Source organism: Rhizobium sp. WSM1274 (assembly GCF_025200775.1).
Classification (GTDB): Bacteria; Pseudomonadota; Alphaproteobacteria; order Rhizobiales; family Rhizobiaceae; genus Rhizobium; species Rhizobium leguminosarum_I.
Genome location: NZ_CP104138.1, coordinates 2,723,735 through 2,745,697, shown reverse-complemented (window position 1 = coordinate 2,745,697; position 21,963 = coordinate 2,723,735). Strand labels below are relative to the sequence as shown.

At 62.0% G+C, this 21,963-nt stretch carries 19 protein-coding genes, 2 pseudogenes and 1 riboswitch; of the genes and pseudogenes, 10 read left to right on the top strand and 11 right to left on the bottom strand.

Annotation, left to right across the window (positions count from 1 at the left end):
• Positions 1 to 211: 211 nt before the first annotated feature.
• On the bottom strand, positions 212 to 742 hold the full coding sequence (locus N2600_RS13875; RefSeq protein ID WP_260296533.1) for a gamma carbonic anhydrase family protein: 531 nt from the start codon (positions 740 to 742) through the stop codon (positions 212 to 214).
• A 10-nt stretch (positions 743 to 752) separates the two neighbouring features.
• Entirely contained in the window at positions 753 to 1,448 is a 696-nt protein-coding gene (locus tag N2600_RS13870) for a fumarylacetoacetate hydrolase family protein (protein WP_017964955.1), read from the bottom strand.
• Between the two features lie 290 nt (positions 1,449 to 1,738).
• Between N2600_RS13870 and N2600_RS13865 the strand changes: the two are divergent.
• Positions 1,739 to 2,502 (top strand): annotated as a pseudogene (locus tag N2600_RS13865) (nucleotidyltransferase domain-containing protein).
• Positions 2,503 to 2,550: 48 nt separating this feature from the next.
• On the opposite strand, the gene N2600_RS13860 reads toward N2600_RS13865, so the two are convergent.
• Complete coding sequence (locus N2600_RS13860) at positions 2,551 to 4,533, bottom strand: CHASE2 domain-containing protein (protein ID WP_260296532.1); 1,983 nt, start codon at positions 4,531 to 4,533, stop codon at positions 2,551 to 2,553.
• Positions 4,533 to 8,246, bottom strand: coding sequence for a FecR domain-containing protein (locus N2600_RS13855; protein WP_260296530.1), 3,714 nt, complete (start codon positions 8,244 to 8,246; stop codon positions 4,533 to 4,535). Before N2600_RS13855 ends, N2600_RS13860 begins: the two co-directional genes overlap by 1 nt.
• Before the next feature lie 123 nt (positions 8,247 to 8,369).
• Here N2600_RS13855 and N2600_RS13850 point away from each other — a divergent pair, with 123 nt between their 5' ends.
• On the top strand, positions 8,370 to 8,909 hold the full coding sequence (locus N2600_RS13850) for a Pycsar system effector family protein (RefSeq protein WP_260296528.1): 540 nt from the start codon (positions 8,370 to 8,372) through the stop codon (positions 8,907 to 8,909).
• Between the two features lie 211 nt (positions 8,910 to 9,120).
• Here N2600_RS13850 and N2600_RS13845 read toward each other — a convergent pair whose 3' ends face one another.
• Together N2600_RS13845 and N2600_RS13840 are read right to left on the bottom strand one after the other, a co-directional pair.
• On the bottom strand, positions 9,121 to 9,609 hold the full coding sequence (locus N2600_RS13845; RefSeq protein WP_170255077.1) for a RidA family protein: 489 nt from the start codon (positions 9,607 to 9,609) through the stop codon (positions 9,121 to 9,123).
• Complete coding sequence (locus N2600_RS13840; RefSeq protein WP_260296527.1) at positions 9,603 to 10,328, bottom strand: SDR family NAD(P)-dependent oxidoreductase; 726 nt, start codon at positions 10,326 to 10,328, stop codon at positions 9,603 to 9,605. The genes N2600_RS13845 and N2600_RS13840 overlap by 7 nt, the downstream gene beginning before the upstream one ends.
• A 193-nt stretch (positions 10,329 to 10,521) precedes the next feature.
• Here N2600_RS13840 and N2600_RS13835 point away from each other — a divergent pair, with 193 nt between their 5' ends.
• Together N2600_RS13835 and N2600_RS13830 are read left to right on the top strand one after the other, a co-directional pair.
• Complete coding sequence (locus tag N2600_RS13835; RefSeq protein ID WP_222291434.1) at positions 10,522 to 11,424, top strand: LysR family transcriptional regulator; 903 nt, start codon at positions 10,522 to 10,524, stop codon at positions 11,422 to 11,424.
• Between the two features lie 113 nt (positions 11,425 to 11,537).
• Positions 11,538 to 12,314 carry a DUF1194 domain-containing protein gene (locus N2600_RS13830; RefSeq protein ID WP_170255080.1) on the top strand — a complete coding sequence of 259 codons (777 nt, stop codon included), beginning with the start codon at positions 11,538 to 11,540 and terminating at the stop codon, positions 12,312 to 12,314.
• Positions 12,315 to 12,323: 9 nt separating this feature from the next.
• On the opposite strand, the gene ampC is transcribed toward N2600_RS13830, so the two are convergent.
• Positions 12,324 to 13,481, bottom strand: a complete 1,158-nt coding sequence (gene ampC, locus N2600_RS13825) for a class C beta-lactamase (RefSeq protein ID WP_260296526.1) — start codon at positions 13,479 to 13,481, stop codon at positions 12,324 to 12,326.
• A gap of 123 nt (positions 13,482 to 13,604) precedes the next feature.
• On the opposite strand from ampC, the pseudogene N2600_RS13820 reads away from it, so the two are divergent.
• Positions 13,605 to 14,489 (top strand): annotated as a pseudogene (locus N2600_RS13820) (LysR family transcriptional regulator).
• A gap of 140 nt (positions 14,490 to 14,629) precedes the next feature.
• On the opposite strand, the gene N2600_RS13815 reads toward N2600_RS13820, so the two are convergent.
• Together N2600_RS13815 and N2600_RS13810 are read right to left on the bottom strand one after the other, a co-directional pair.
• Positions 14,630 to 15,319, bottom strand: a complete 690-nt coding sequence (locus tag N2600_RS13815; protein ID WP_162116086.1) for a VOC family protein — start codon at positions 15,317 to 15,319, stop codon at positions 14,630 to 14,632.
• A gap of 257 nt (positions 15,320 to 15,576) precedes the next feature.
• Complete coding sequence (locus N2600_RS13810; protein ID WP_222384036.1) at positions 15,577 to 16,011, bottom strand: 6,7-dimethyl-8-ribityllumazine synthase; 435 nt, start codon at positions 16,009 to 16,011, stop codon at positions 15,577 to 15,579.
• Positions 16,012 to 16,089: 78 nt separating this feature from the next.
• Positions 16,090 to 16,231, bottom strand: a riboswitch (FMN riboswitch).
• Between the two features lie 245 nt (positions 16,232 to 16,476).
• On the opposite strand from N2600_RS13810, the gene N2600_RS13805 reads away from it, so the two are divergent.
• Positions 16,477 to 16,923, top strand: coding sequence for an SRPBCC family protein (locus tag N2600_RS13805; protein WP_017964945.1), 447 nt, complete (start codon positions 16,477 to 16,479; stop codon positions 16,921 to 16,923).
• A gap of 120 nt (positions 16,924 to 17,043) precedes the next feature.
• Positions 17,044 to 17,355: a GCG_CRPN prefix-to-repeats domain-containing protein gene (locus N2600_RS13800; RefSeq protein ID WP_222384037.1), complete on the top strand. Its 312-nt coding sequence runs from the start codon at positions 17,044 to 17,046 to the stop codon at positions 17,353 to 17,355.
• A gap of 111 nt (positions 17,356 to 17,466) precedes the next feature.
• On the opposite strand, the gene N2600_RS13795 is transcribed toward N2600_RS13800, so the two are convergent.
• The gene (locus N2600_RS13795) at positions 17,467 to 17,691 is read right to left on the bottom strand and encodes a hypothetical protein (protein ID WP_162116089.1); all 225 of its coding nucleotides are present in this window, start codon (positions 17,689 to 17,691) and stop codon (positions 17,467 to 17,469) included.
• Positions 17,692 to 17,927: 236 nt separating this feature from the next.
• Between N2600_RS13795 and N2600_RS13790 the strand changes: the two genes are divergently transcribed.
• The 3 genes from N2600_RS13790 to N2600_RS13780 all read left to right on the top strand — a co-directional run bounded on the left by N2600_RS13790 (position 17,928) and on the right by N2600_RS13780 (position 20,984).
• Complete coding sequence (locus tag N2600_RS13790; protein WP_222384038.1) at positions 17,928 to 19,043, top strand: adenylate/guanylate cyclase domain-containing protein; 1,116 nt, start codon at positions 17,928 to 17,930, stop codon at positions 19,041 to 19,043.
• Positions 19,044 to 19,113: 70 nt separating this feature from the next.
• Positions 19,114 to 19,758, top strand: coding sequence for an ArsR/SmtB family transcription factor (locus N2600_RS13785; protein ID WP_222384039.1), 645 nt, complete (start codon positions 19,114 to 19,116; stop codon positions 19,756 to 19,758).
• Positions 19,755 to 20,984: an MFS transporter gene (locus N2600_RS13780; RefSeq protein WP_260108979.1), complete on the top strand. Its 1,230-nt coding sequence runs from the start codon at positions 19,755 to 19,757 to the stop codon at positions 20,982 to 20,984. Before N2600_RS13785 ends, N2600_RS13780 begins: the two co-directional genes overlap by 4 nt.
• Here N2600_RS13780 and N2600_RS13775 read toward each other — a convergent pair.
• Complete coding sequence (locus tag N2600_RS13775; protein WP_260296523.1) at positions 20,971 to 21,906, bottom strand: LysR family transcriptional regulator; 936 nt, start codon at positions 21,904 to 21,906, stop codon at positions 20,971 to 20,973. The two genes, N2600_RS13780 and N2600_RS13775, sit on opposite strands and share 14 nt — an antisense overlap.
• Positions 21,907 to 21,963 lie beyond the last annotated feature (57 nt).

Genomic DNA, 21,963 nt, shown 5'->3' with positions numbered 1-21,963 from the left:
CCTGACTGCGCCGTTTGCGGAAACGAGCGAAAGCGACTTGCTCTCCCTCTTCTCCCCAGCGGGGAGAAGGTGGCCCGAAGGGTCGGATGAGGGGGATGAGCGGCAAAGCCGCGAATGCAGTGAGCGCAAGCGAGGGGCAAAATATAGGGCATACCACTCTCGTCAACCCTTGCCCGCGTCAGAGAACAAGCCACCGGTCGCGTTGCCTGGTTCACCCGATCTGCCTGAGATCCCGCGCAAACCGCTGCCAATTCGCCACGTAGTTTTCCGCCGAGCGACGGATGCTCTCGACAGCCTGCTCATCCAGCACCCGCACGACCCGGGCGGGTGCTCCGACGATCAGCGAATTGTCGGGGAATTCCTTGCCTTCGGTCACCAGCGTATTAGCGCCGACGAGGCAGTTGTTGCCGATCTTCGCACCATTCAGGATGGTTGCGCCCATGCCGATCAGCGTGTTGTTGCCGATGGTGCAGCCGTGAAGGATGGCATGGTGGCCGATGGTGCAGCCTTTGCCTATTGTCAGCGGGAAGCCCATGTCGGTATGGGCCATCACACCTTCCTGGATGTTGGTGCCTTCGCCGACGGTGATCTTCTCGTTGTCACCGCGCAGCACGGCGCCGAACCAGATGCCGACATTCTCGCCGAGCTCGATCTGGCCGATGATATTGGCATCCGGTGCGATCCAATAGAGGCCGGCAGCGGGCAGTTTCGGCGTCGATCCGCCAAGCGCATAGACGGGCATGGCTCTCTCCTCAGATGACTTCGACCGATAGGGTGGCGACGCCGTCGATGCCGCAATTGATGCGATCGCCCCTGGCCACTGCGCCGACGCCGGCGGGCGTGCCGGTCATGATGATATCGCCAGGTGCGAGAGTGAAGAGCTTCGACAGTTCGGCGATGATCTCCGGCACCTTCCAGATCATCTGGTTGAGATCGCCGTCCTGCACGCGCTTGCCGTTCTGTTCCAGCCAGATCTTACCTTCAGCGGGGTGGCCGAGACGGCCCGCCGGAACGATCGACGAGACGGGGGCGGAATGTTCGAAAGCCTTGCCGACTTCCCAGGGACGACCGAGCTTTTTTGCCTCGCCCTGTAGATCGCGGCGGGTGAAATCGATGCCGACGGCATAGCCGTAGATGCAGTCGAGCGCGTCCGCGGCCCCGATGTTCGCGCCACCCGATTTCAGCGCCAGCACGCACTCGACCTCATAATGCACGTCTGATGACAGCGGCGGATAGGGAAAAGCCTTACCCGACGGCAGCAGGTTGTCGGCATTCTTCTGGAAGAAGAAGGGCGGCTCGCGGCTGGGATCGTGGCCCATCTCAATCGCATGGTCTGCATAGTTCCGCCCGACGCAATAGACGCGGCGCACCGGAAAACACTCGGCGCTGCCCTCGACCGGCAGCAGCACCGGTTGCGGAAGCGGGATGACGGTGACGGGATCGGACATTGGCGGGCTCTTCCTGTTTACGAGTCTTTGCGCCATCTTAGACGGAAAACATCGCGCCGGGGAAGCGTCCTTGGGGTCCGACTTCGGTGCATTGACGCTGTCACTATCCAGCGGTATCGTTACTGCCATGCACAGGACTTTTGCAGTTCCGACGACGTCTACGACCACCGCGCCGCGGTGGGAGGTAGACGCGTGAACTGAAATCTGTTCATTGCTGCTGAAACCAACCCGCCGGAAAAAACGAGCGGGTTTTTTGTTCCCGCTCGTTTCCCGTATTCGAGGACGAGATCGTGGACGATATCCAGAAACATGTTCTTGCGGAGCGGGCGCTGGCCGTCGCCCGCCACTGCATCGCCAGCCGCTATCCCAGGGCCGCATTCGCCTATGTCGCCGGCTCCATCATGCGCGGCGAAGGCACCACCTTTTCGGATATCGATCTGGTCGTCGTGTTCCCGTCGCTCGAAAGAGCCTGGCGGGAATCGTTCACTGAGGACGGCTTCCCGGTTGAGGCCTTCGTTCACGATCCGCAGACGCTGGCGCATTATCTCCATCAGGATGCAGACAGCGGTTATCCCATCATGGTCAACATGGTTGTCACGGGCAGCATACTGGGCTCGGATATCGACAACGCCCGCGTCGTGCAGGCATGGGCGGCAAGGATGCTGGCGGCGGGGCCGAAGCCTCTTGCCGGGGCAGACTACGACTTGCTGCGCTATCAGGTCACCGATCTGGCCGACGATCTGCGCGGAACGCGCCCACCCGAAGAGATCGCCGCCATCGCGGCGCTGCTCTATCAGAAGCTCGCCGACCTGATGCTTCTCGGACGTGGCGCGTGGGCTGCCGGGGAAAGTGGGCGCCACGTCTGATCAGGGAGCTCGACGCGCAATTGGCGGCCGAATTCGACGCGGCGTTCAGTCTGGCGGCTGCGGGTGACGGCGCCCGATTCCTGGCTTTGGCCGACCGGGAGCTTGCCTTGCATGGCGGCCGCTATTTCGACGGATACAGGCAGGAGGCGCCGCTGGAAGCGCGCCGCCTGGAAACGAGCGGCTCATAAAGGAACATCCGTGCGCCATTATCAGGCGTGAGAAGACGTCGTCGCCGGTTATTCCTCGCCGGATTCGGTCAGCGCATCGCGGACGATCGCGTAGTAGGGGGTAAGCTCGGGGATATCGGCGGCCAGCCTGTCGAAGGTGGGGTCGGATGGCGCAAGTGTGCCGGCGTATTTCGCTTGCGTGAAGGCCCGATGGGCGGCAAGGGCTTCGGCATCGGCCTTGTGCACGACGGTATAGACAGGCGAGGGCACGGTGCGGCCCTTGACGATGATGCGGTCGAGCTCGACGACGGTATAGGTGCCGGCGACAAGTCTTGCAGTCTCCTCGCCGAGCAGCAGCGCCACGCCATAATTCTTCGAGGCGCCTTCGAGGCGGGAGGCGAGATTGACGCTGTCGCCGAGGCAGGAATAGTCGAAGCGGCGGGTCGAGCCCATATTGCCGACGATGCATTCGCCGGTGTTGATGCCGACACCCATCTTCAACACGTGCGGCCTGCCGCCGCGCGCTGCCGCCTCCCGCTCCAGCTCATGGTTCAGGCTCGATATCGCCGCCTGCATGGCGAGCGAGGCTCTGACTGCATGGAGTGCATGATCGGGATCGTCGAGCGGCGCGTTCCAGAAGGCCATGATGCAGTCGCCCATATATTTGTCGATCGTGCCGCCGTGATCCATCACCACGTCGGAGAGCGGCGTCAGCAGCCGATTGATCAGGCCGGTCAGTTGCTCCGGATCATCTTTCAACGTCTCGGCGATGGTGGTGAACCCACGCACATCGGAAAACAGCACGGAGAGCGTGCGCCGCTCGCCGCCGAGCTTCAACTGCGAGGGGTCGTTCGACAGGCGTTTGACCAGATCGGGCGAGATATATTGGGCGAAGGCGCGGATGATCTGGCGCTTGTTGCGACGTTCTTCGGCATAATCGAAGGCGGCTTGGCCGAAGGCGACCGAGACATAGGCAACGACTGGCCCGAGCGGCGGGACGAAGATATGGGCAAAGCGGATGCCGGCAAAACTCGCAGCAGCGAAGGCGAATACGGCCACGACGCTGGCGACGATCGTCAGCCATCCAGTCGAACGCCAGACGGTGGCAGCGGCGAGCAGCACGGAGATCAGGATGCAGGCGGCGACCAGCGGAAGGCTGGCTTCCGCGATCGACAGGCCACGGCGGATATTGTCGTAGATCGTAGCCTGGATCTCGACGCCGGAGGTCAGCGTGCCGGTGTGGACGGTATAAGGTGTCGCGAAGGCATCGATGCCGCCCTTGTCGATGGCAGGGGCATTCTGCAGGCTGAGACCGACGAGCACGACGCGGCCCTTGAAATAATCCGGCGGCAGCAGGTTCTCAGGGTCGAGCGCCTGGTAGTAGGAGACTGTGGGATAGCTGCGGGCCGCGCCGAAGGATTGGATGAGCCGGCCAGCAGGCAAGGCTTTGGGTGCTGCTCCCGACGCCTTCATCAGCATGGCGGCAAAGCCGTCCTCATAACCTGGAATGCGCCGGAACGCACCGTCGCCGCTGAGATCGACGGAGGCGATGCCGGTCACAGCACCCGCTTCAGTCAGTTGCGGCAGCGGCGTGGCGCGGATCAGTTGCGAGGACTGGGGCGTCTCGATCAGCGTTTCGTCGCCGGCGAGCACGACATCCGGGCCGACAGCCCTAGTGATCGCGTCGTCGTTGTCGGGGTTCGAAGGTTCGGCCATGATGATATCGAGGCCGATGACACGGGCACCGGCCGTGCGTAGCTGCCTGACAAGCCGGGCATGCAGGCTGCGCGGCCAGGGCCACTGCGCATTGATATCGGCAAGCGAAGGCTCGTCGATCGCGACGATGACGGGTCCGCCGGGTGGCGGACGGGGATCGTCGACGGTCGAGAGATAGTCGAAGCTTCTCAGCTCCAGCAGCGACCAGGCGGGCAGGCGCGACAAGAGCGAGATTGCGACCAGCGTCGCAAGCGCCAGTATCAGCAGCCTGAGATGGCGGCTCTCGGCTTGCCGGCTGGCTGACCTGACCTGCCGAGGCTTGCCTCGCACCCGCATCAGAAGCGAACTTTGAGCGTGCCCCTGAAGGCGCGGCCCCAGCCGGGCACGCCGGGCGTGAGCTCGAAATCCTCGTCGAGCAGGTTATAGGCGGCCGCTTCCAGCGCGATGCGCTTGTCCAGCGGTTCCCAGATCAGGTGGGCGTCGAGGCTCCAATAGTCGTCGAGCTTGGTGCCGAGATCGTCGCCGTCGCGCTCGCCGACATAATTGGCGGCCACCGTCGCCTTGACCTTGGCCTCGCTGACCCAGGTCAGGGCGATCTGCCCGGAATTCTTCGGAATGTAGGGCAGCGAGCCGCCGTAGTTCGGCTCCAGCGGATCCTTGTTCTCCGATTCCATATAGGCATAGGTGGCGGAGAGGCCCAAACCATGGCCGAGCGCGACGTTGGCGGTCACGGCGGCGCGGTCGATGCTGCCGCGTGATAGCGGCAGGCTGTCGGCTGCCGGAAGCGAGATCAGCGGAAAGTCGATCGAGAAATCATGCAATTCCTGGTGCTGGTATTCGACCGAGGTGAAGAAACGATCGGTCCACTCGGCATCCCATTGCAGCGCGACCGTATCCGTATAGCCCTGCGGATTGGCGGAAAACTGGTTGGCCTGCAGCCCTAATATGCCGATCGGTGCAAGCGTCGGCACTCCGCTATCGAAGCTCTGACGCATGAAGGCGGCACGCAGCCAGTGGTTTTGAACCGGTGCCCAGGCGAGGCCGAAGCGCGGCTCCAGCCGGCTGATATCGATGCCGTCGCCCTCCAGGCGCGTGGCGAACAAGGCGTATTCGCCCTTGAGATCCGGCGTGATCTCATGCAGCACATCGACATAGGCCCGGCCTATATTGACGGTGTTCTCGTTGTGCTCGAGGGGCGCCGTCAAGCCCAGAAGTGTCGTATCGACGGTGCTGCTGACGTCCATCCAGCCGCCTTCGATACCGTAGCGCAATGTCAAAGGTCCGGCACCTATGGAATGGCTCAAGGCACCGATATAGGTTTTTGATTCCGCCTCCTGCGTGACGTTGGTAAAGGGAATGATAAAGGGAACCCCTGCGCCGATAAACAGCGGGTCCACATCAACATCAAGGACGTTGCTCGTCTTCGACTTGCTGCCTGAATAAAGCAGCGCTCCATTCAACACGTTTTCATAGGCAAACGTGTGGCTCCAGCCAATGCCGGCACTCGTGCTTTGGCTGTCAGTGTCTTGCGCTGTATAAAGAGGCAACGGGAGAGGAACGCGGAAGAGGAGTTCCATGAACCCGGTGTTTGATGACAGCGCGTTCAGCGTCCCATCGTTCTTCGCATGGTTGACATAGGCCACTACGCGATCGTCCGGCGTCACTGTTGCCGTCAGGTAGCCATTGCCGCCGACGAGCTTGTTATCGGTCGAGAAGCCACCGAAGTCGCGATAGTCCCCGTCGAGCGCCAGTTCTTCCCATGTCAGGTTGCCGTAGAAGCTGAGAGGGATCGTCTCGTTGGAGAAGCCCTGGATCTCAGCCTCGCCGATGCCTCTGGTATGGCCGTCGACGCTGTTGATGCCGCCGCCGAGCGAGCCTTCTATGAAGGGTGTGCGCAGCAGCGTTGCCGAGCGCGAGCGACCGGAGAGCATGTGCGGATCAAGCAGCAAGCCCTGGATAAAGGATGAATAGCTCGATGCATTGTTGCGATACTGGATGACATTGTCATCGCTGAAGCTCATCGCGTTGACGAAGGGGAAGATGCTGCCCTTGATCGACTGATCGATATAGCCGCTGCCTTCGAAGGGACTGAAGACGGCATCGCCATAATAGCGGCCCCAGGCATCCAGGCCCTGTAGGCGGAAGGCATTGTTCAGCGTCGAGCCGGCATCCTGGTTGGCGCCGAGCGCGCTGTAGTCGCCGCCGCGCGCCCTGGAGCGGCGGAGAAACTCCTGGGCGTTGCGGATCGCGCCGTCGGCGTCGTAGTCATCGATGTCGACAGCGGTTCGGAAGGAGGAGATGACGGGATCGTTCTTGTCGAGCCTGTCGGCATTGTCGACCGCCTGCGCGGAGGGGATGCGGTCACCCTTTTCGTAATGGGCGGCGGCGAGCATCAGTTGTGACTGCGAATGCGCCGGATTAGCGGTGCTGGCCGCCAGCAGATCCGCCAGCGCCTTGTCGCGTTCGCCAGTCTGCAGATAGTAGCGGCCGCGGGCGAGAAGCGCGATGTCGAAGGACGGATCGACGGTAAGCGCCGTATCGATTTCGCGCTTGGCTTCCTTCATGCGCGACTGATCGAGATAGAGGATGGCGAGATTGGCGTGCGGCACGGGATCCTGCGGATCGAGCGCGATTGCCTTCAGGAAGGCGGCCTCGGCCTCGCCATTGGCGTCGCGGGCGCTCTGCAGCAGGCCCATCGAGTTCAACGATCCCGACGCCCCCGGCGCAAGCTCGATGGCGCGGTTCAGATCGGCTAAAGCGCCGTCGATGTCGCTTTCGTAGCTCGCTTTGTAGGAGGCGCGCGCGGCAAGGGCGATCGGATGGTTGGGATCAAGCGAGAGGGCACGGTTCACCGCCTCCTGCATCTGGGCGCGGTCGTCGATCAGCTGCGCCAGCTGCGCGCGGATCGCGGGCAGGGTGGGATCGTCCGGAAAACGCTTTTCGGCTTGGCTGATCACATCGAGGGCAGCGCGCGGGTTTTGCAAAAAGCCGGCGGTATAGGCCTGCATGATCGCACCATAGGGGCCGACAGCAGCCGAAGGCGGCTTTTCGACATGGGCGGGATCAGCAAGCGAACGGGCGAAATAGCCGCCATATTGCGCCATGTTCCGGCGGCTGGCGTCGAGATGCGGCAGCGCTGCCGCAAACAATCTTGCCGCTTCGTCGTAGCGTTTTTCGGAGCCGGCGATCGTGGCATCGATCAGGTCGAGGCGGGCCTTCTGGGTGGTCGTCAGCTTGCGACGGCGAATCTCCTGAAGCGTGGCGGCCGTAACCTGCCGGCCATCGAAGGCGCTCTGCACTTCGGCAAGCTCCAGCCAGTCCTCAGTGGTGCGCCGTTCCGGCGGCAAAGCCAGCAGCCGGCGGCGCTCGTCGGCCATGCGGCCTGCCGGCAGCGGCGAGGTCGGCATCAGCCCGAAGCCGTCGCGCAGGTTCAGGTAGAACAGCATCTGCTCGCGATCGTCGGGTGTGACGATGACGAGCTTGCGCGGCGCCTGGCCGATCGTGGCGACCGCTCCTTCGCCCTCGTTTACCTCGACGCTGCCCTGCGGGTTGGTGAGCGCGACACGGCCTTCGAGCACGATCATCGAGGTCTTGGCGCCCTCAACCGTCATGGTCCAGTCGGTGCCGCGGATGGCGGCTGCGGCCGCCGGCGTTTCCACAGTCAGGCCCTGGCCACCGCGCTCGGCGCGCGCCCAGATCGTTCCCGATTGCAGCTCCAGCGTCGTGTCGCCGCTCGCGGCCATCTTCTTGACCTGCAGCGAGGAATTGCGGCCAAGGCGAACCTGCGTGTGATCGGAAAAGACAATGGCGAGCTGGCCGTTGGCGTTGGTGCGCAGCACGTCGCCGGTCAGAAGGTCTTGATTGATGTCGACGACGCGCCATTTCGACACGTCGATGAAGCGGACCTCCTCGCCGGTCTTGCGGGCGATGACGGAACCGGCGACCGGTGTTGCACGCTGCACGGGGTCAGCCGCCGCCGGCGAAAAGCCCGGTACGACAAGCGCAAGCGCCACCCCGGCGCGACAGATGTTTTTCCAGCGACCCAGCATGACCCCAACCCCCGCTTCCCCTTTGTCCAAGTAGAAAAGAAAAGTCAAGCATATTGCACACGTGTTCTTGAATTCCGTGTGAAGTGTAATATCAGGGAAACACTTATGGGATGGAGTATTCGGGTGAGCGAATTCGAGAGCGCGACTGAACTTATGCCAAGCGAACCGTCGACGGGTGACATCGGCGCCGGGTATTTTGATCATATCAAGAAAGTCAATGACATATTTTATGATCAGATCAAGATCTCTGACCAGAAAGCCGCTTATATTTTCACATTCATGCTGGCATTCCTGGTGAGTTCCAGCGATGTCAGGGCAGTCTTCAGCCTGGCGCGCTACGTGAGCGGGACGCCCGGCAGTATGCTGTTCTCCGGCTTGCTTGCCGCAGCTTCGGTCTTTTCGATGCTGTCGGCGATTCTCGTCGTACTGCCGCGCCATTTGAACAACTCGACGTCATTGTTCTGGGGCGCCTGGCACGGTCATCGCGACCGGTTCTTCGATGCGGCGCTGCGGCGCGACGAGCGCTACCTTTTCGAGCAGTATCTCGAAAACGCCGACATCCTCTCCACCATCGCCCGCAACAAATACCGCTGCGTTACTTTTGCGTTCCGCGGGCTGATGGTGAGTGTGATCGCCTATGTGCTGCTGTTGGTGGCTGTGTGAGGGTGATAATGCTTTGTGCTTATCAGTCCGCCGGTGCTCACGAGAGCCTCATCCTTGTTGAGGCGCCCCGCAGGGGCCCCGAAGGGCGAGGCGGGTGCGCCGGCGGTCAGTAGATGCAAGGAGCAGTGCCGGAGCGTGTCCTTCGAGGCTTCGCCATGCGGGCTACAAGGATGAGGGACCTCGGACAATGCCGCGCCAGTACCGCCCCCATTCACTCCTCGACCTCAAGAACAAGTTCGAGTTCGATCGGCACGCCTAAAGGCAGGCTGGCGACGCCGAGCACGACGCGGCCTGAGAGTTTCTCCTCGCCGAAGACCGCAAGCAGCATTTCGGATGCTCCGTCCGCAACCTTCGGATGGTCGCGGAAATCGCCTTCGGTCGCGATATAGACGCCAAGCTTGACGACCCTGACGACCCTGTCCAGCGAACCGAGATAGTCCCTGGCGGCTGCGAGCGCGCTTAGCGTTGCGGTTTCGGCCGCCTTCCTGCCGTCTTCGGCGGTCAGCACACCGCCGACGCGGCCGATATAGCGCGGCTCATGACCGACGACCGGCAGCATCCCACTGAAGAAGACCAGATTGCCGGTCCTTATCGCTTCGACATAGGCCCCGAAGGGTGTCGGCGGCGGGGGAAGCGTGATGCCGAGTTCCCGCAGCCGTCGTTCCGCGCCGGCTGCCTCAGTTTTCGCATGGTCTACCATCTGCCCAGATGTGCGCCGCCGTCGACGTGCAGCACCTCCCCGGTTACGCGCGGCGCTTCGGTGAGGAAGACGACGGCGTCAACGATCTCCTCGACGTTCGAGATGCCTGCCATCGGCGACAGCGTCTTCAGGAAATCTTTCGGATTGTCCTTGTGCAACGGCGTGTCCACCACGCCAGGAGCGACAATGTTGAAGCGAATGGCCTCGTTCGCATATTCCATCGCCAGGTTCTTGGAGATGGCGTTGATACCGCCCTTTGTCATCATCGACACCGAAGCGGAGAAACCGGCGATCGGATGATCAGTCAATGGCGTCGTGATGCTGACGACGCTGCCGCCGGTTTTCTGCGTGAGCATCTGTCTGACGACCAGTTGTGTCACGTGGATGAAGCCCTCAAGGTTGGTCGAGGACAATTTTTTGAAGTCGTCCATGGTGAAATCGACGAACGGCTTGGCCAAGAAAATGCCGGCATTGTTGACGAGTCCGTCGATCGAGCCGAAGCGATCGATTGCTGTCCTTGCCACCCGCGCTGCGGTTTCGACGTCGCCGATGTCGCCGTCGACGAGCGCCAGTCTGTCCGCGGCTTGGAAGGCGTTCGAAGCGCTGACTTGGCGCGAGGTGGCGACGACATTATAGCCGCGCTGGATGAAGGCGTTGACGAGGCCGGCTCCGATACCCTGGGAGGCGCCGGTGACGATGACTGTTTTTCTCGTAGTCATGCTGATCTCCATAATTTGGTTCGGGCAACGCGGGCCTTGCGGCTGCAAAGGCGGGGTCGCTCGAGATGGGGCTGCTGCGAACGCGCCTCCATTCGGTTGTCTTGTTTTCGCAGGGTGAATATGGCGAAAACTCCATTACTCGATTAGATGGAAATATCTGTATTCTCTTTTGCATCCATGCAAAAATCAGAACATGGCTGATCTGAACGATATCGCCGTTTTCGTGAAGGTGGCGCAGTACGGCAGCTTCAGCCGCGCTGCCCATTCCCTCGGCATGCCGGTATCGACCGTCAGCCGGAAGGTGACGTCGCTGGAGGAGCAGCTCGGCGTGACGCTGCTGCAGCGGACGACCCGCAAGCTGAGCCTGACCGCGCAAGGCCGGGCCTACTACAACAGGTGCAGCGAACCTCTCGCCCATCTGCTTGATGCCGAGCAGGCGCTTACCGAGACGCAGAAAAAGCCGGAAGGTCTGCTGAAGATCTCCGTGCCAGTCATCTTCGGACAGGAAGTCTTCTACGAATTCGTCTCGGCTTTCCTGAAGACCTATCCGAAGATCCAGGTCGATCTCTTCGTGACCAACCAGTTTCTCGATCTGATCGCCGAGAATGTCGATCTCAGCATCCGCTTCGGCGAGCTCAAGGATTCGACCATCGTCGCGCAGCGGCTCGGCAAGAGCGTGCGCTATCTGGTCGCCGCACCGGACTATCTGAAGGGCAGGGCGCCTCCCACCAAGCCCGAAGACCTGAAGGAGCATCAATGCGTGCTCTTGAACGGCCGCAACGGCGAGGCGGAATGGCATCTCGTGAGCGGTCGCAAATCGGTTCGCCTGCATGTGTCGGGGCCGGTATCGAGCCGGGATTTCGATGCGGTGAGCGCCTTTACCTATCGCGGACTCGGTATCGGCTTGCTGCCTTCGACCTATTGCGACGAACAGATCAGAAAAGGTGAACTCGTCCGCCTGCTGCCGGACTGGTCGTCCGAGGAAATTTTCGTGCACGCCGTCTATCCCACGCGCCGCTTCCTGCCCTCCCGATTGCAGGTCTTTCTCGAGGCGCTGAAGGCATGGAAGACCCCCTTGTGGCTTCCCTTGCATTGAAGGCTTCCGATTCCATCACCGAAAATTGAAGCCATGCGCGGGGCCGAGCGATCTGCGTCGGCCAAGCTGTGTTAGAGTTCGCCGGCTTGGATGGCGCAGGGATTGGATTGCCAATGCTGACGACACTTGCGGTGCTTATGGGTCTTTCCGGCCTCGTCCCCATCGCGCAGGCGGAGGGAAGCGAGGTCGATGTGGCCCTCGTGCTTGCCGTCGACACCTCGCGGTCGATGGATTTCGAGGAGATCGGCATCCAGCGCGAAGGTTATGTCGAGGCGCTGAAGCACAAGGAGTTCATCGACGCGGTGAAGGGCGGGCTGACCGGCCGCATCGCCATCAGCTATTTCGAATGGGCTGGCTATGTCGTCCAGGATTCCGTGATCGACTGGCAGGTGATCGAGACGGAAGAGGATGCGATCGCTTTTGCCGGCAAACTCGAAGCCCGGCCGATTGCCACGCAACGGCGCACATCGATCTCTACCGCGATCGCCCAGGGCGCCAGCATGATCGTTTCCAGTCCCTTTCAGTCCAGGCGACAGGTGATCGATGTCTCCGGCGACGGTCCCAACAATTCCGGCGATCCCGTCACCCCCACTCGGGACAAGGCGGTGGAAGCCGGCATGGTCATCAACGGCCTTGCCATCATGCTGCGGCCCTCCGATGCGCCCAACGGGCTCGACAAATATTATGCGGATTGCGTGATCGGCGGCCCCGGCGCCTTCGTGCTGCCGGTCCGCAAGATCGAGGATTTCGCCGTTGCCGTGCGCCGCAAGCTGGTGCTGGAGATCAGCGACCTATCCCCGCCGGCGATGGTGCAGAAAATCGCCGGCGCTGAGGCGGGCACTGACTGCCTGATTGGTGAGAAGCAATGGCGGGATATCTTCGACCGCTGATGCCCGGGATTAACGCGCCGTAGTTATATCAGTCAGTATCTGGTATGCGGCAGAGACACGGTCCTCGTTGGGATAGTTTTTGTTGGCCAGAATGACGATACCAACTCGCTCTTTCGGGATGAACGCCACATATGCGCCGAAACCATTCGTGGAGCCGGTTTTGTTGATCCACACATCGTCGCGCGGTTCCATCGCCGGCTTCAGCTGCTTGACGGGAATAGTCTTGAGCATCGCGCTGGAATTGTTGTCCATTAAGGTCGTCAACGTCGCGGGATAGGAATACTGCTCCCAAATAAGGTCTTGCGTCATCGCGCCGACATGGAAGTATCCAGTGTGCGTATTGGTGATCGCCTGCTGGAGTTTTCCGTCCAACTTGACCAGTCCCATGTTTGCGTCGATGAACCGGATCATGTCGCTTGCTGTGGATTTCACTCCATAGGCCTCGGACGAAAGAGTGGCGGGTGTCATCCGAGCCGGCTCACCGCTTCGCTTGTAGCCTTGGGCATAGTCGGCCATTCTCGATTTCGGCACATTGATATACGTGCTCGTCAACCCGAGAGAAGGAAACAATCGGTCTTCCATAAGAGCTGTGAAATCTTTGCCCATGCTTTTCGCCGTTATGTATCCGAGCACGCCGATGCTCGGATTGGCGTATGTTCGGTGCGTTCCGGCGGCGTATGAAGGTTTCCAACTTGCGAAATACTCCATCAGCTGTTTTTCGGTTTTGACTTCATCGGGAACTTGCAGCGGAAATCCGCCAGCCGTGTGCGTGCCAAAATTCATCAACTCGACATTGCCGAAGGGTCTTCCGTTCATCGACGGAAGATATTTTCCTGCCTTGTCCGACAGCGAAAGTCGGCCGGTCACGTCCGCGTGGGAGGCGAGGGTGACTGTAAAGGTTTTGCTGATCGATCCCAGTTCGAACATGGTCGCCGGAGTGACGGGCCTGTTAGTGTCCTTCGACACGACGCCGTAGTTGAAGATGTGGTTCTGCCCGTCAACGGCGATGGCAACGGCCATGCCCGGAATGCCGTATTTATCCATAATTGGTCTTATCGCGGCGTCCGAGATGGCTTTCAGTTTCATTTCGTCGGCCGCAAAGCCACTCGTGGAAATACATGTCGAGACCAACGTAGCCGATAGAGTTTTTATCCAATTGCGATTCATTTTCATCCTCCGCAGGCAGCTTTCAATCAACGCAAAGGCGCATGAGGACGGCATTTAACGGCACTGTTTTGCGGCAGCAAACGATGATATCTCGGAGGAGATCCAAGAAAATCTAGGGCTAAGATGGTTCGGCAATTCCTCCCTTTAAATGGCTTGAGGGCCTTCGAAGCATCGGCAAGACATCTCAGCTTTACCCGTGCCGCGATTGAGCTTTGCGTTACCCAGGCCGCTGTAAGCCAACAGGTCAAAAGCCTGGAGAGGCGATTGGGGGCTGCGCTTTTTCAGCGCCTCCCAAGAGGCTTGAAAATCACCGCAGAAGGCGAAGCTCTTTTGCCGACCTTGACCAATTCCTTCGATCAGATGGCGATCACGTTGGACCGGATTGAAGCCGGGCAGGTGCGGGAATTGCTGTTCCTTGGCGTGGTCGGGACGTTTGCCGTCGGCTGGTTGTTGCCAAGGCTTTCGGATTTTCAACGGCAGCACCCGTTCATCGATGTGCGCATTTCGACAAACAATAATCGCATCGATATGGCGGCCGAGGGACTGGACTTTGCCATTCGCTTCGGCAGCGGTTCCTGGCATGGCACAGAAGCGCTGCGTCTGTTCGACGCTCCGCTCTCTCCTCTGTGCACGCCCAAATTGGCCGAGCGTTTGAGGCGGCCTGCAGACCTGGTCGAGGCGACGCTTTTGCGGAGCTATAGGGCGGACGAATGGAGCACCTGGTTTGTCGCAGCGAACGTTCCTCCGGCGCCCCAGATAAACGCAGGCATCGTCTTCGACTCTTCCCTGGCGATGATGGAGGCGGCCCTGCAAGGACTGGGGATCGCTCTGGCCCCGCCTTCGATGTTTTCCAGACACCTATCCTCGGGGGCTATCAGACAACCTTTTGCTACCACCATATCGTTGGGGAGCTAATGGCTAACCCGACTTCAATCGAGGCCGCCAACAGCGGCCATGCTCGCATTTTCCGGTTGGGTAACGTCGCAGATGTCTCCCGCGTCCCAATGACGGCTTCTGGCGGATCCCGGTACTCGATCTGACGCCGGCAAGGAGATCGGTAATGTTAGGCTAAGACACGATAGAGCATTTCGGCATGGGCGCGCCATACCGAAATGCCGTTGCTTCTCAGAGGATGTCGCCGCCATTGCCTATAAGGGCAGTTGCTTGCCGGCTTGTTCGCTGACCATGTATTCGGCGTACCAGTCCGGCCAGTTCTCGTCGTGTTTGCCGCCGTTCCGTTTCTCGTGTTCACCGTGAGCGGTCGCCGCGCGGCGCAGCGCAGACGCAAGGTCTGTCGACGTCGTGAATTTCGTCTCGTCGGCATCGATGCGTCCCGGCAACCGCGTGGTGACCTCCTGGAACAGCCAGCCGTTGCCGTCGGGATCCTTGAAAGATGCAAAGGAGCGATAGCTGCGGTGATCGGGATCGCGGCCGGCGATCCGCAGCCGCCCGAACAGATAGGGCTCGTCCTTGCCGGCATAGATGCCGGCCGCGTCATGGAACACTTGGCTCACCTCGACGCCGCGGGCGATGAGATCGCGGCGGGCGGCCTCGATGTCGGAGACGATAAGATAAAGCCCCTGGGCTGAGCCGGGGGCTGCGGCGGTGACGTTCTTGCCGAAGATGATCGCGCAGCCGGAGCCGGGCGGGGTAAACTGGATCACCCGGAAATCGGCATCATTGGCGAAGTCGGCGTCGAGCCGCCAACCCAGCCCGTCGTAAAAACGTTTGGCGCGGTCGACGTCGGAAACGGGGATGACGACCACCTCGAGCTTGGTGTCGACGGGCTGAGTTCTCGGGGTCTCGATGGGGGTTTCGCTGCGCAGTGCATTGCTCATCTTAAGCTCCTTGGGTTCTGGATGTCTTGAGAATTGCGGACACGTGACGGGCCAAGTTGACCACGGCGCGGTGGGGTCGTCGAATCAATTATTCTGTCTGATTTGGCCGGTATTAGCGGATTCCGCTGCGACACACGGCGCGTCGCTTTCATTCCTGCGGTTGGTGAGGTCATGTCGATCCGATGAGGCGGCGGGGTCGGTCCCCCGCCACTTCGTCTGTCGTCCTGCGGCTCGTCGAGCCGGCGTGCAGGAAGTTCCTACGCAGCAAGGGCGGCGCGGGTTTTGCCGATCGTCAGAGCCGCCTTTGCTGCCTCGCGCCCTTTCTCGACGAAATGTGCGCGGTAGATCTGCTTGTGATGCTCGGTTTCCTGATACTGATGCGGCGTCAGCGACACCGACAGCACCGGCACGCCGGTATCCATGCCGGCGCGCATCAGCCCATCGACGACGGCCTGGGCGACGAATTCGTGGCGGTAGATTCCGCCATCGACGACGAAGGCGGCGGCAACGACAGCGGCATAGCGTCCAGTTGCCGCAAGATCGCGCGACAGCAGCGGCATCTCGAATGCGCCGGGAACATCGAACACATCGATCTGCTCGGGCGGAATAAGCTGATGAAAGCCATCAAGGGCGCGGTCGACGATGTCGGCGTGCCAGCTGGCTTTGATGAAGGCATAGCGGGTGGGTGCCATGGTAATCTCCTTTGGCGAAAAGACACATCACCCAAGGCGATCACGAACGTCCCCGACAGCCGCAAGGGCGGCAGGAACGCACGTTCTCTTTCATCCGGACTATGACCGTCGGCTCAGGCATCTCACCTGATCTGCTGACCCTTCCTGAGAAGGCGCTCGCGGGCTCGCAATCTGATTACATACCGCCGGTAGGGACTTGCACCCCGCCCTGAGAACGGCGCGAACAATAGGGGGAAGGCGACGGGCTGGCAATAGGTCGAAATGCTTCGCGGCCAATGTAGGATCAGGGCTCCGAAGCGGCGATTTCGCTTGTTGGTTGATCGCGACGGGCAAGCCCTCTTGCTGAGGATGCGCTTGCGCCTACATGCATCCAGTGAGGACATTCACGTCAGAATAGCACGGCAAGACAGGATGCGCCGTCTCCACCGGAGGCGGGCAGGGCCGTGGCAACCACGGGAGAGAGAGATGCAAGACCCCTTCGTCGTCCACCGCGAGGCGCATATCGCGGCGCCGCCGGCCGCGGTGTTCGCGCTGATGACCGACCCGGAAAAGATCCTGCGCTGGATGGGAACGGAGGCGCAGGTCGAGCCGCAGCCTGGCGGGCTCTATCTTGTCAACGTCACCGGCGCCCGCTTTGCGCGCGGCTCGTTTCGAGAAGTGGTTCCGGTTCATCGCCTTGCCTATAGCTTTGGCTGGGATGGCAGCGAAGTGGTGCCGCCAGGGTCGAGCCTGGTCGAGATCGACCTGATCGAGCAGGGGGGCGGAACGCTGCTGCGGCTCACCCATAGCGGCCTGCCGAGCGCCGAGCAATGTGCCGGCCATGCGGAAGGCTGGGCGCATTACCTGGGGCGGCTGACCGAGGTCGCCGCCGGGCGTGATCCGGGTCCCGACGCTTTTTACGGCAGAACTTGAGCGGTTTCCTCGCGGGCCAACCACGCTCTCTGCGCGCGTCAAACATGAACGCGCAATTCATCTCCAGTTCAATTTAGCGGCCATAAGCTCGGGGTGGCTGGATTGAAAATGGAGTTCTCGATGAAGGCACTTTCTATCGCGGCTGCCTTGCTTGCCGGCAGCCTCTCGTTCGGCACCGCGGAGGCGATGCCGCTTGGGACAATCAATGTGCAAAGCAATGTCACAAAGGTCGACTACGCCTGCGGTCGCGGCTGGCATCTGACGCGCTGGGGCGAATGCCGGCCAAACTGGAGACGCCCGCCGCCGGTAGCTTTCTACGGTGGTCCGCCCCGCTGGGGCTGGGAGCGGCGTCACCGGGATTGGGATAGTCCGCGCTGGCGCCATGAGCGGCGCTGGGATCGCGATCGGCGTTGGCGGGATGATGATGATTAAGGGTCTCGCTTAGGTGAAAATGGACGAAGGCCGGAGCGATTTCGCCCGGCCTTTTCTGATGAGATAGGTTCGTCGACGCTGACCGGCAGCGTCCTCCCGATTTGTCTACGGTCAGATCCTGCTGACGAGCCAGTGCTTGTCGTCGATCAATTCCTCGAGCTCGACGGGATCCTTGACGCCGAATTCGAACCATTCGACAAGTTCCTTCGCCTTGCGGCTGCTCTCCTCCGCCGTCAGTTCGACCTGATATCTTTCGCACCATCGCCGAAGGATCGACGTCAGCAGCGTCATGTCGTTCCCATCCAGCGGATCTTTCGGCCAGAATGTCGTACCCATCGCACCCCTCAATCACACGATGATGAACGACCTTATAATGGAATCAAAGTCGCGCAAGTTTAAAGTGTTTATTTTTTGTTTTCCACCGCGGTGGTTTTCGACAGGGGATGCGGTCGTCCTTTTGGGGGCCACAGGTTGAGTCGATGGGAACGTCCTCATGGACATTCGGAGTGGCTGCCTGCGCTCACCCGGGGGACATCCTTGCGGCCGCCCCGGTCAGCGTGCGATGTTAAGCCATGGATCTGCCGTCTCCCCTTGCCTGGCTGGTTGACGAGGCCGGTGCCTCACCCAGTCCCGAATGGTTTCTGGCCGAACTCGGACGCCGGCTGCTGGCCGATGGCTTGCAGCTTTTGGGCGGCGCGCTGACGCTGTCGGTGCCGCATCCGATCATCGCGCGGCGCACCTGGCTGTGGCGGGCGGAGACCGGCGCTGTCATTGAGGCTTTGGCCTTTGCCGCGGCTCCGCGGAGCGAAGCCGGGCGCGAGTGGCTGGCCGGGCTCGGGCCGGTATGGGAGGACCGGATCGGGCCTGCGCAGGATAATCGGTCGGACAGCCCGCTGCTCGGCTGGGCGAGGGTTTCCAGCGGGGAAGGGGCAGGTGCATTCGGCCCGGCCGAGGCTGGCCTGCTGCGCGAGGTCGCGCGTTTTGCCGCAGCGCCGCTCGCCGCTTTGGCGGCGCGCGAGGCGCGGGCAGCGCTGCTTGAAGCCTATCTCGGCCGCCGTAGCGCCGCGCGAGTGCAGGCCGGCGCGCTTGCCCGCGGATCCGGCGAGACCATCCGCGCCGCCCTTCTTTGCGCCGATCTGCGCGACTTCACCGCCCTCTCCGAGGTGACCGAACCTCACGTGATGATATCAGCACTGGACGCCTGGTTTGACCGCGTCGCCGGCGCAGTGCATGCCTTCGGCGGCGAGGTGCTGAAATTCATCGGCGACGGCGTGCTGGCGATCTTTCCGGTCACGGCTACGTCAGGCGAGCGCGACGCAGGCCGAGCGGATCGCGAGGCCTGCGAGGCCGCACTTCGGGCGGTCGCCGCCAGCCGTGCCGGCATGGCCCATCTCGATCAGCTGCGCCAGGCGCAGGGGCTGGCGCCGCTGCCCTTCGGCGCAGCACTGCATTTCGGCGAGATCCTGTGGGGCAATATCGGCGCGGCCGACCGGCTGGATTTTACCGCCATCGGTCCCGCCGTCAATCTGGTCAGCCGGCTGGAGGGGCTCTGCAAGCCGCTCGGCCGAAGCGTGCTGATCTCGGGCACGGTGGCAGCGAATACGGCGACGGCGCTGACGCCGCTCGGAGAGCACACCTTGCGCGGCATCGCCGACCCTTGCGCTGTCTTTGCCCTGCCGACGGATTGAGCTGCGGCAGCCAAGACAGTTTTGCAAAGAAAGATTTGCAAAAATATGTTTGTAATACTAGGCTGGCGGCATGAAAACACCGCGCCCGCAGCCTGCTCAATCAGTCACCGCACCCCGCACTATCAGCCGCGTCGTGCCCGATCCGACCGCGCTGAAGGCGCTGGCGCATCCAGTCCGATTGCGCATGCTCGGCATGCTCAGGGTCGATGGACCTGCGACGGCGACGCAGCTGGCAGTGCGGCTCGGGTTGAACAGCGGCGCCACCAGCTATCACCTGCGTCAGCTTGCCCAATACGGCTTCATCGAGGAAGCGCCGCATGCTTCGCGGCGCGATCGCTGGTGGCGCGCCAGCCACGAGCTCACCTCGGTGCCGGCAAGCGAGATTGAGGGCGAAACGCTGGATCTCGATCTCGCCTTCAACCAGGCCGCACTCTCGCTGCAGGTCGGCCAGATGCAACAGGCGCTGGAGGAATATGCCGAGCTGCCGGCAGAATGGCGCAAGGCGAGTACGGCCAGCGACATCATCATTCCGATGACGGCGGAACAGGCCGAAGCCCTGACCAAGCGGCTGACCGATATCATTCTCGAAGCGATGCGGGTGGCTCCGCCTTTGGGAGAGCTGGCACCCCAGGATATGGTTCCGTTCTCGATCATGCTGCACGCCTTTCCCTATCCGGGCCGGCTTCCGCACCGCGAGGGGGATGACGAGCCATGAGAAGGGGTGGGCCATTCCTGGCGCTTGCCGCAGCCGAGACGCTTTCGCTTTCCGGCACGCGGCTGTCGACCATCGCTATTCCCTGGCTGGTGCTGAGCACGACGGGCAGCCCGGTTCTGACCGGGCTGACGGCGATGATGGAAATGCTGCCCTATGTCGCCGCCAAGGCGCTCAGTGGGCCGCTGATCGACCGCGTCGGCCCGACGCGCATCGCCGTCGTCTGCGATACCGCCTCGGTGGCCGTGGTGGGGCTGGTGCCGCTGCTCGATCTCTTTGGCCTGCTTGATATGCCGCTGCTCCTGCCTGTCGTCTTTGCCATGGGCGTGCTGCGCGGCCCTTCCGATGCCGCCAAGCAGGCGATGGTTCCCGAAATCGCCACGTTGGCGGCCATGCCGCTCGAACGGGTCACCGGCGTCGTCGGTGCTATCGAGCGGCTGGCCTCGACGGCGGGGGCAGCCGGCGCCGGCGCGCTGATTGGTCTGATCGGCTCGGGGCAGGCGCTCGTCGTCAATGCCGTCACCTTCGCCGCCGCTGCGCTGATTGTGGGAGTCGGCATCCCCGGGCCGACACGCGGCGCGCCAGAGGCTCGGCCCGGCGGGATGTCCTCCTATTTCAGCGATCTCAGGGAAGGCTGGCGCTTTCTGCGCGGCGATGTGGTGCTTGTCAGCATCGCCACCATGGTGGCGACCACCAACCTACTGGACCAGGCTTATCACGCCGTGCTGCTGCCCGTCTGGACACAGAGGTCGGGCCATGGCCCGGAATTGCTGGGGGCGATGTTTTCGGCCTTCACCGGCGCCTCGATCGCTGGTGCTGCAATTGCCGCTGCGATCGGCGAGCGGATGCCGCGCCTGATGGTCTATACCGTGGCATTCCTGCTGACCGGATTTCCGCGTTTTCTCGTTGTTGCGCTGGATGCGCCGCTCGCCCTCATCTTCATCACCCTGGCAGCCGCAGGATTTGCATCGGGTTTCCTCAATCCGATCCTGTCTGCGGTGATCTTCGAGCGCATCCCCAAGCCGTTGACCGGCCGCGTTACCGCGATGAACGCCGCCCTCTGCTTTGTTCTCATCCCCTTTGGCGGTCTCGTCGGTGGCGCGCTGATCAGCATGATCGGTCTTGCCGCGGCGCTTTCGCTCACAGGCTTCGCCTATTTCGCCGCTACCCTCTTTCCCCTGGCGCTGAAAAGCTTTCGCGGATTCGACAAGGCTATCACCCAGAGCTAGCGTCGCGGTTGCGTGCCTGGCCCTGGTCTCCAAGCTCCTCGACCATCAGATCGATGAAGCGGCGGACACGCGGCTCCAGCAGGCGCTTGTCGGGATAGAGAGCGACGATCTTTGCGTCGGCAGTTTCGAGGCTGGGCAGGACCTGCTGGAGGCGCCCGGCGACGAGATCGTCGGCGACGAGAAAATCGGGAAGGAGGGCAATCCCCAGTCCCGCCAGGGCGGCGTCGCGGATCGCCTGTACGCTATCGAGCCTCAGACGGCTGCGCCCTTGCGCTTTGACCCAGGGACCGCCTTCGCCGCGAAAGCGCCAGCCCTGCCTTTGATTGCGGCTGGCGAAGATGAGGCAGTCGTGGGCCGTAATATCGTCGATATCGCCCGGCTCGCCGCGCTCGGCAAGGTAGGACGGCGAGGCGCAGAGCCGCGCCTTGTAGCTGGCGATGCTGCGCGAGACCAGGCGGGTGTCCAACGTCGTCGTTGCGCTGATCCGGATCGCCAGATCGAAGCCTTCCTCGATAATGTCGGCCAGGCGATCGGTGAAGTTCACTTCAACCTGGATATCGGCCCAGGCCCGAAGATATTTTTCAAGCAAAGGCAGGACGACGAGCCGCCCGAAGGCATCGGGAACGGTGAGCCTGAGAACACCTCGCGGCGTGCTGTTCTGCCCTGCCACGCTCGCCTCCGCCTCGTCGACCGATGCAAGGATCTGCAGCCCGCGCTCGTAGAACATCCGGCCTTCGTCGGTCAGGCTCAGCGTTCTCGTCGTGCGGTTGAGCAGACGCGCGCCGAGCCGGTCCTCCAGACGGATGACCGCCTTGCCTGCCGCGGAACGGGACAGGCCCATCGCCTGGCCGCCGGCGATAAAGCTCCCCGCATCGACGACGGCCATGAAAACCAGGATATCGTTCAGGTTCGTACGCGGCATGAGGCAACTCGAGCGGTTCGGCTACGTCAATAAGTCGGGCAATCATGGGATCGTTCA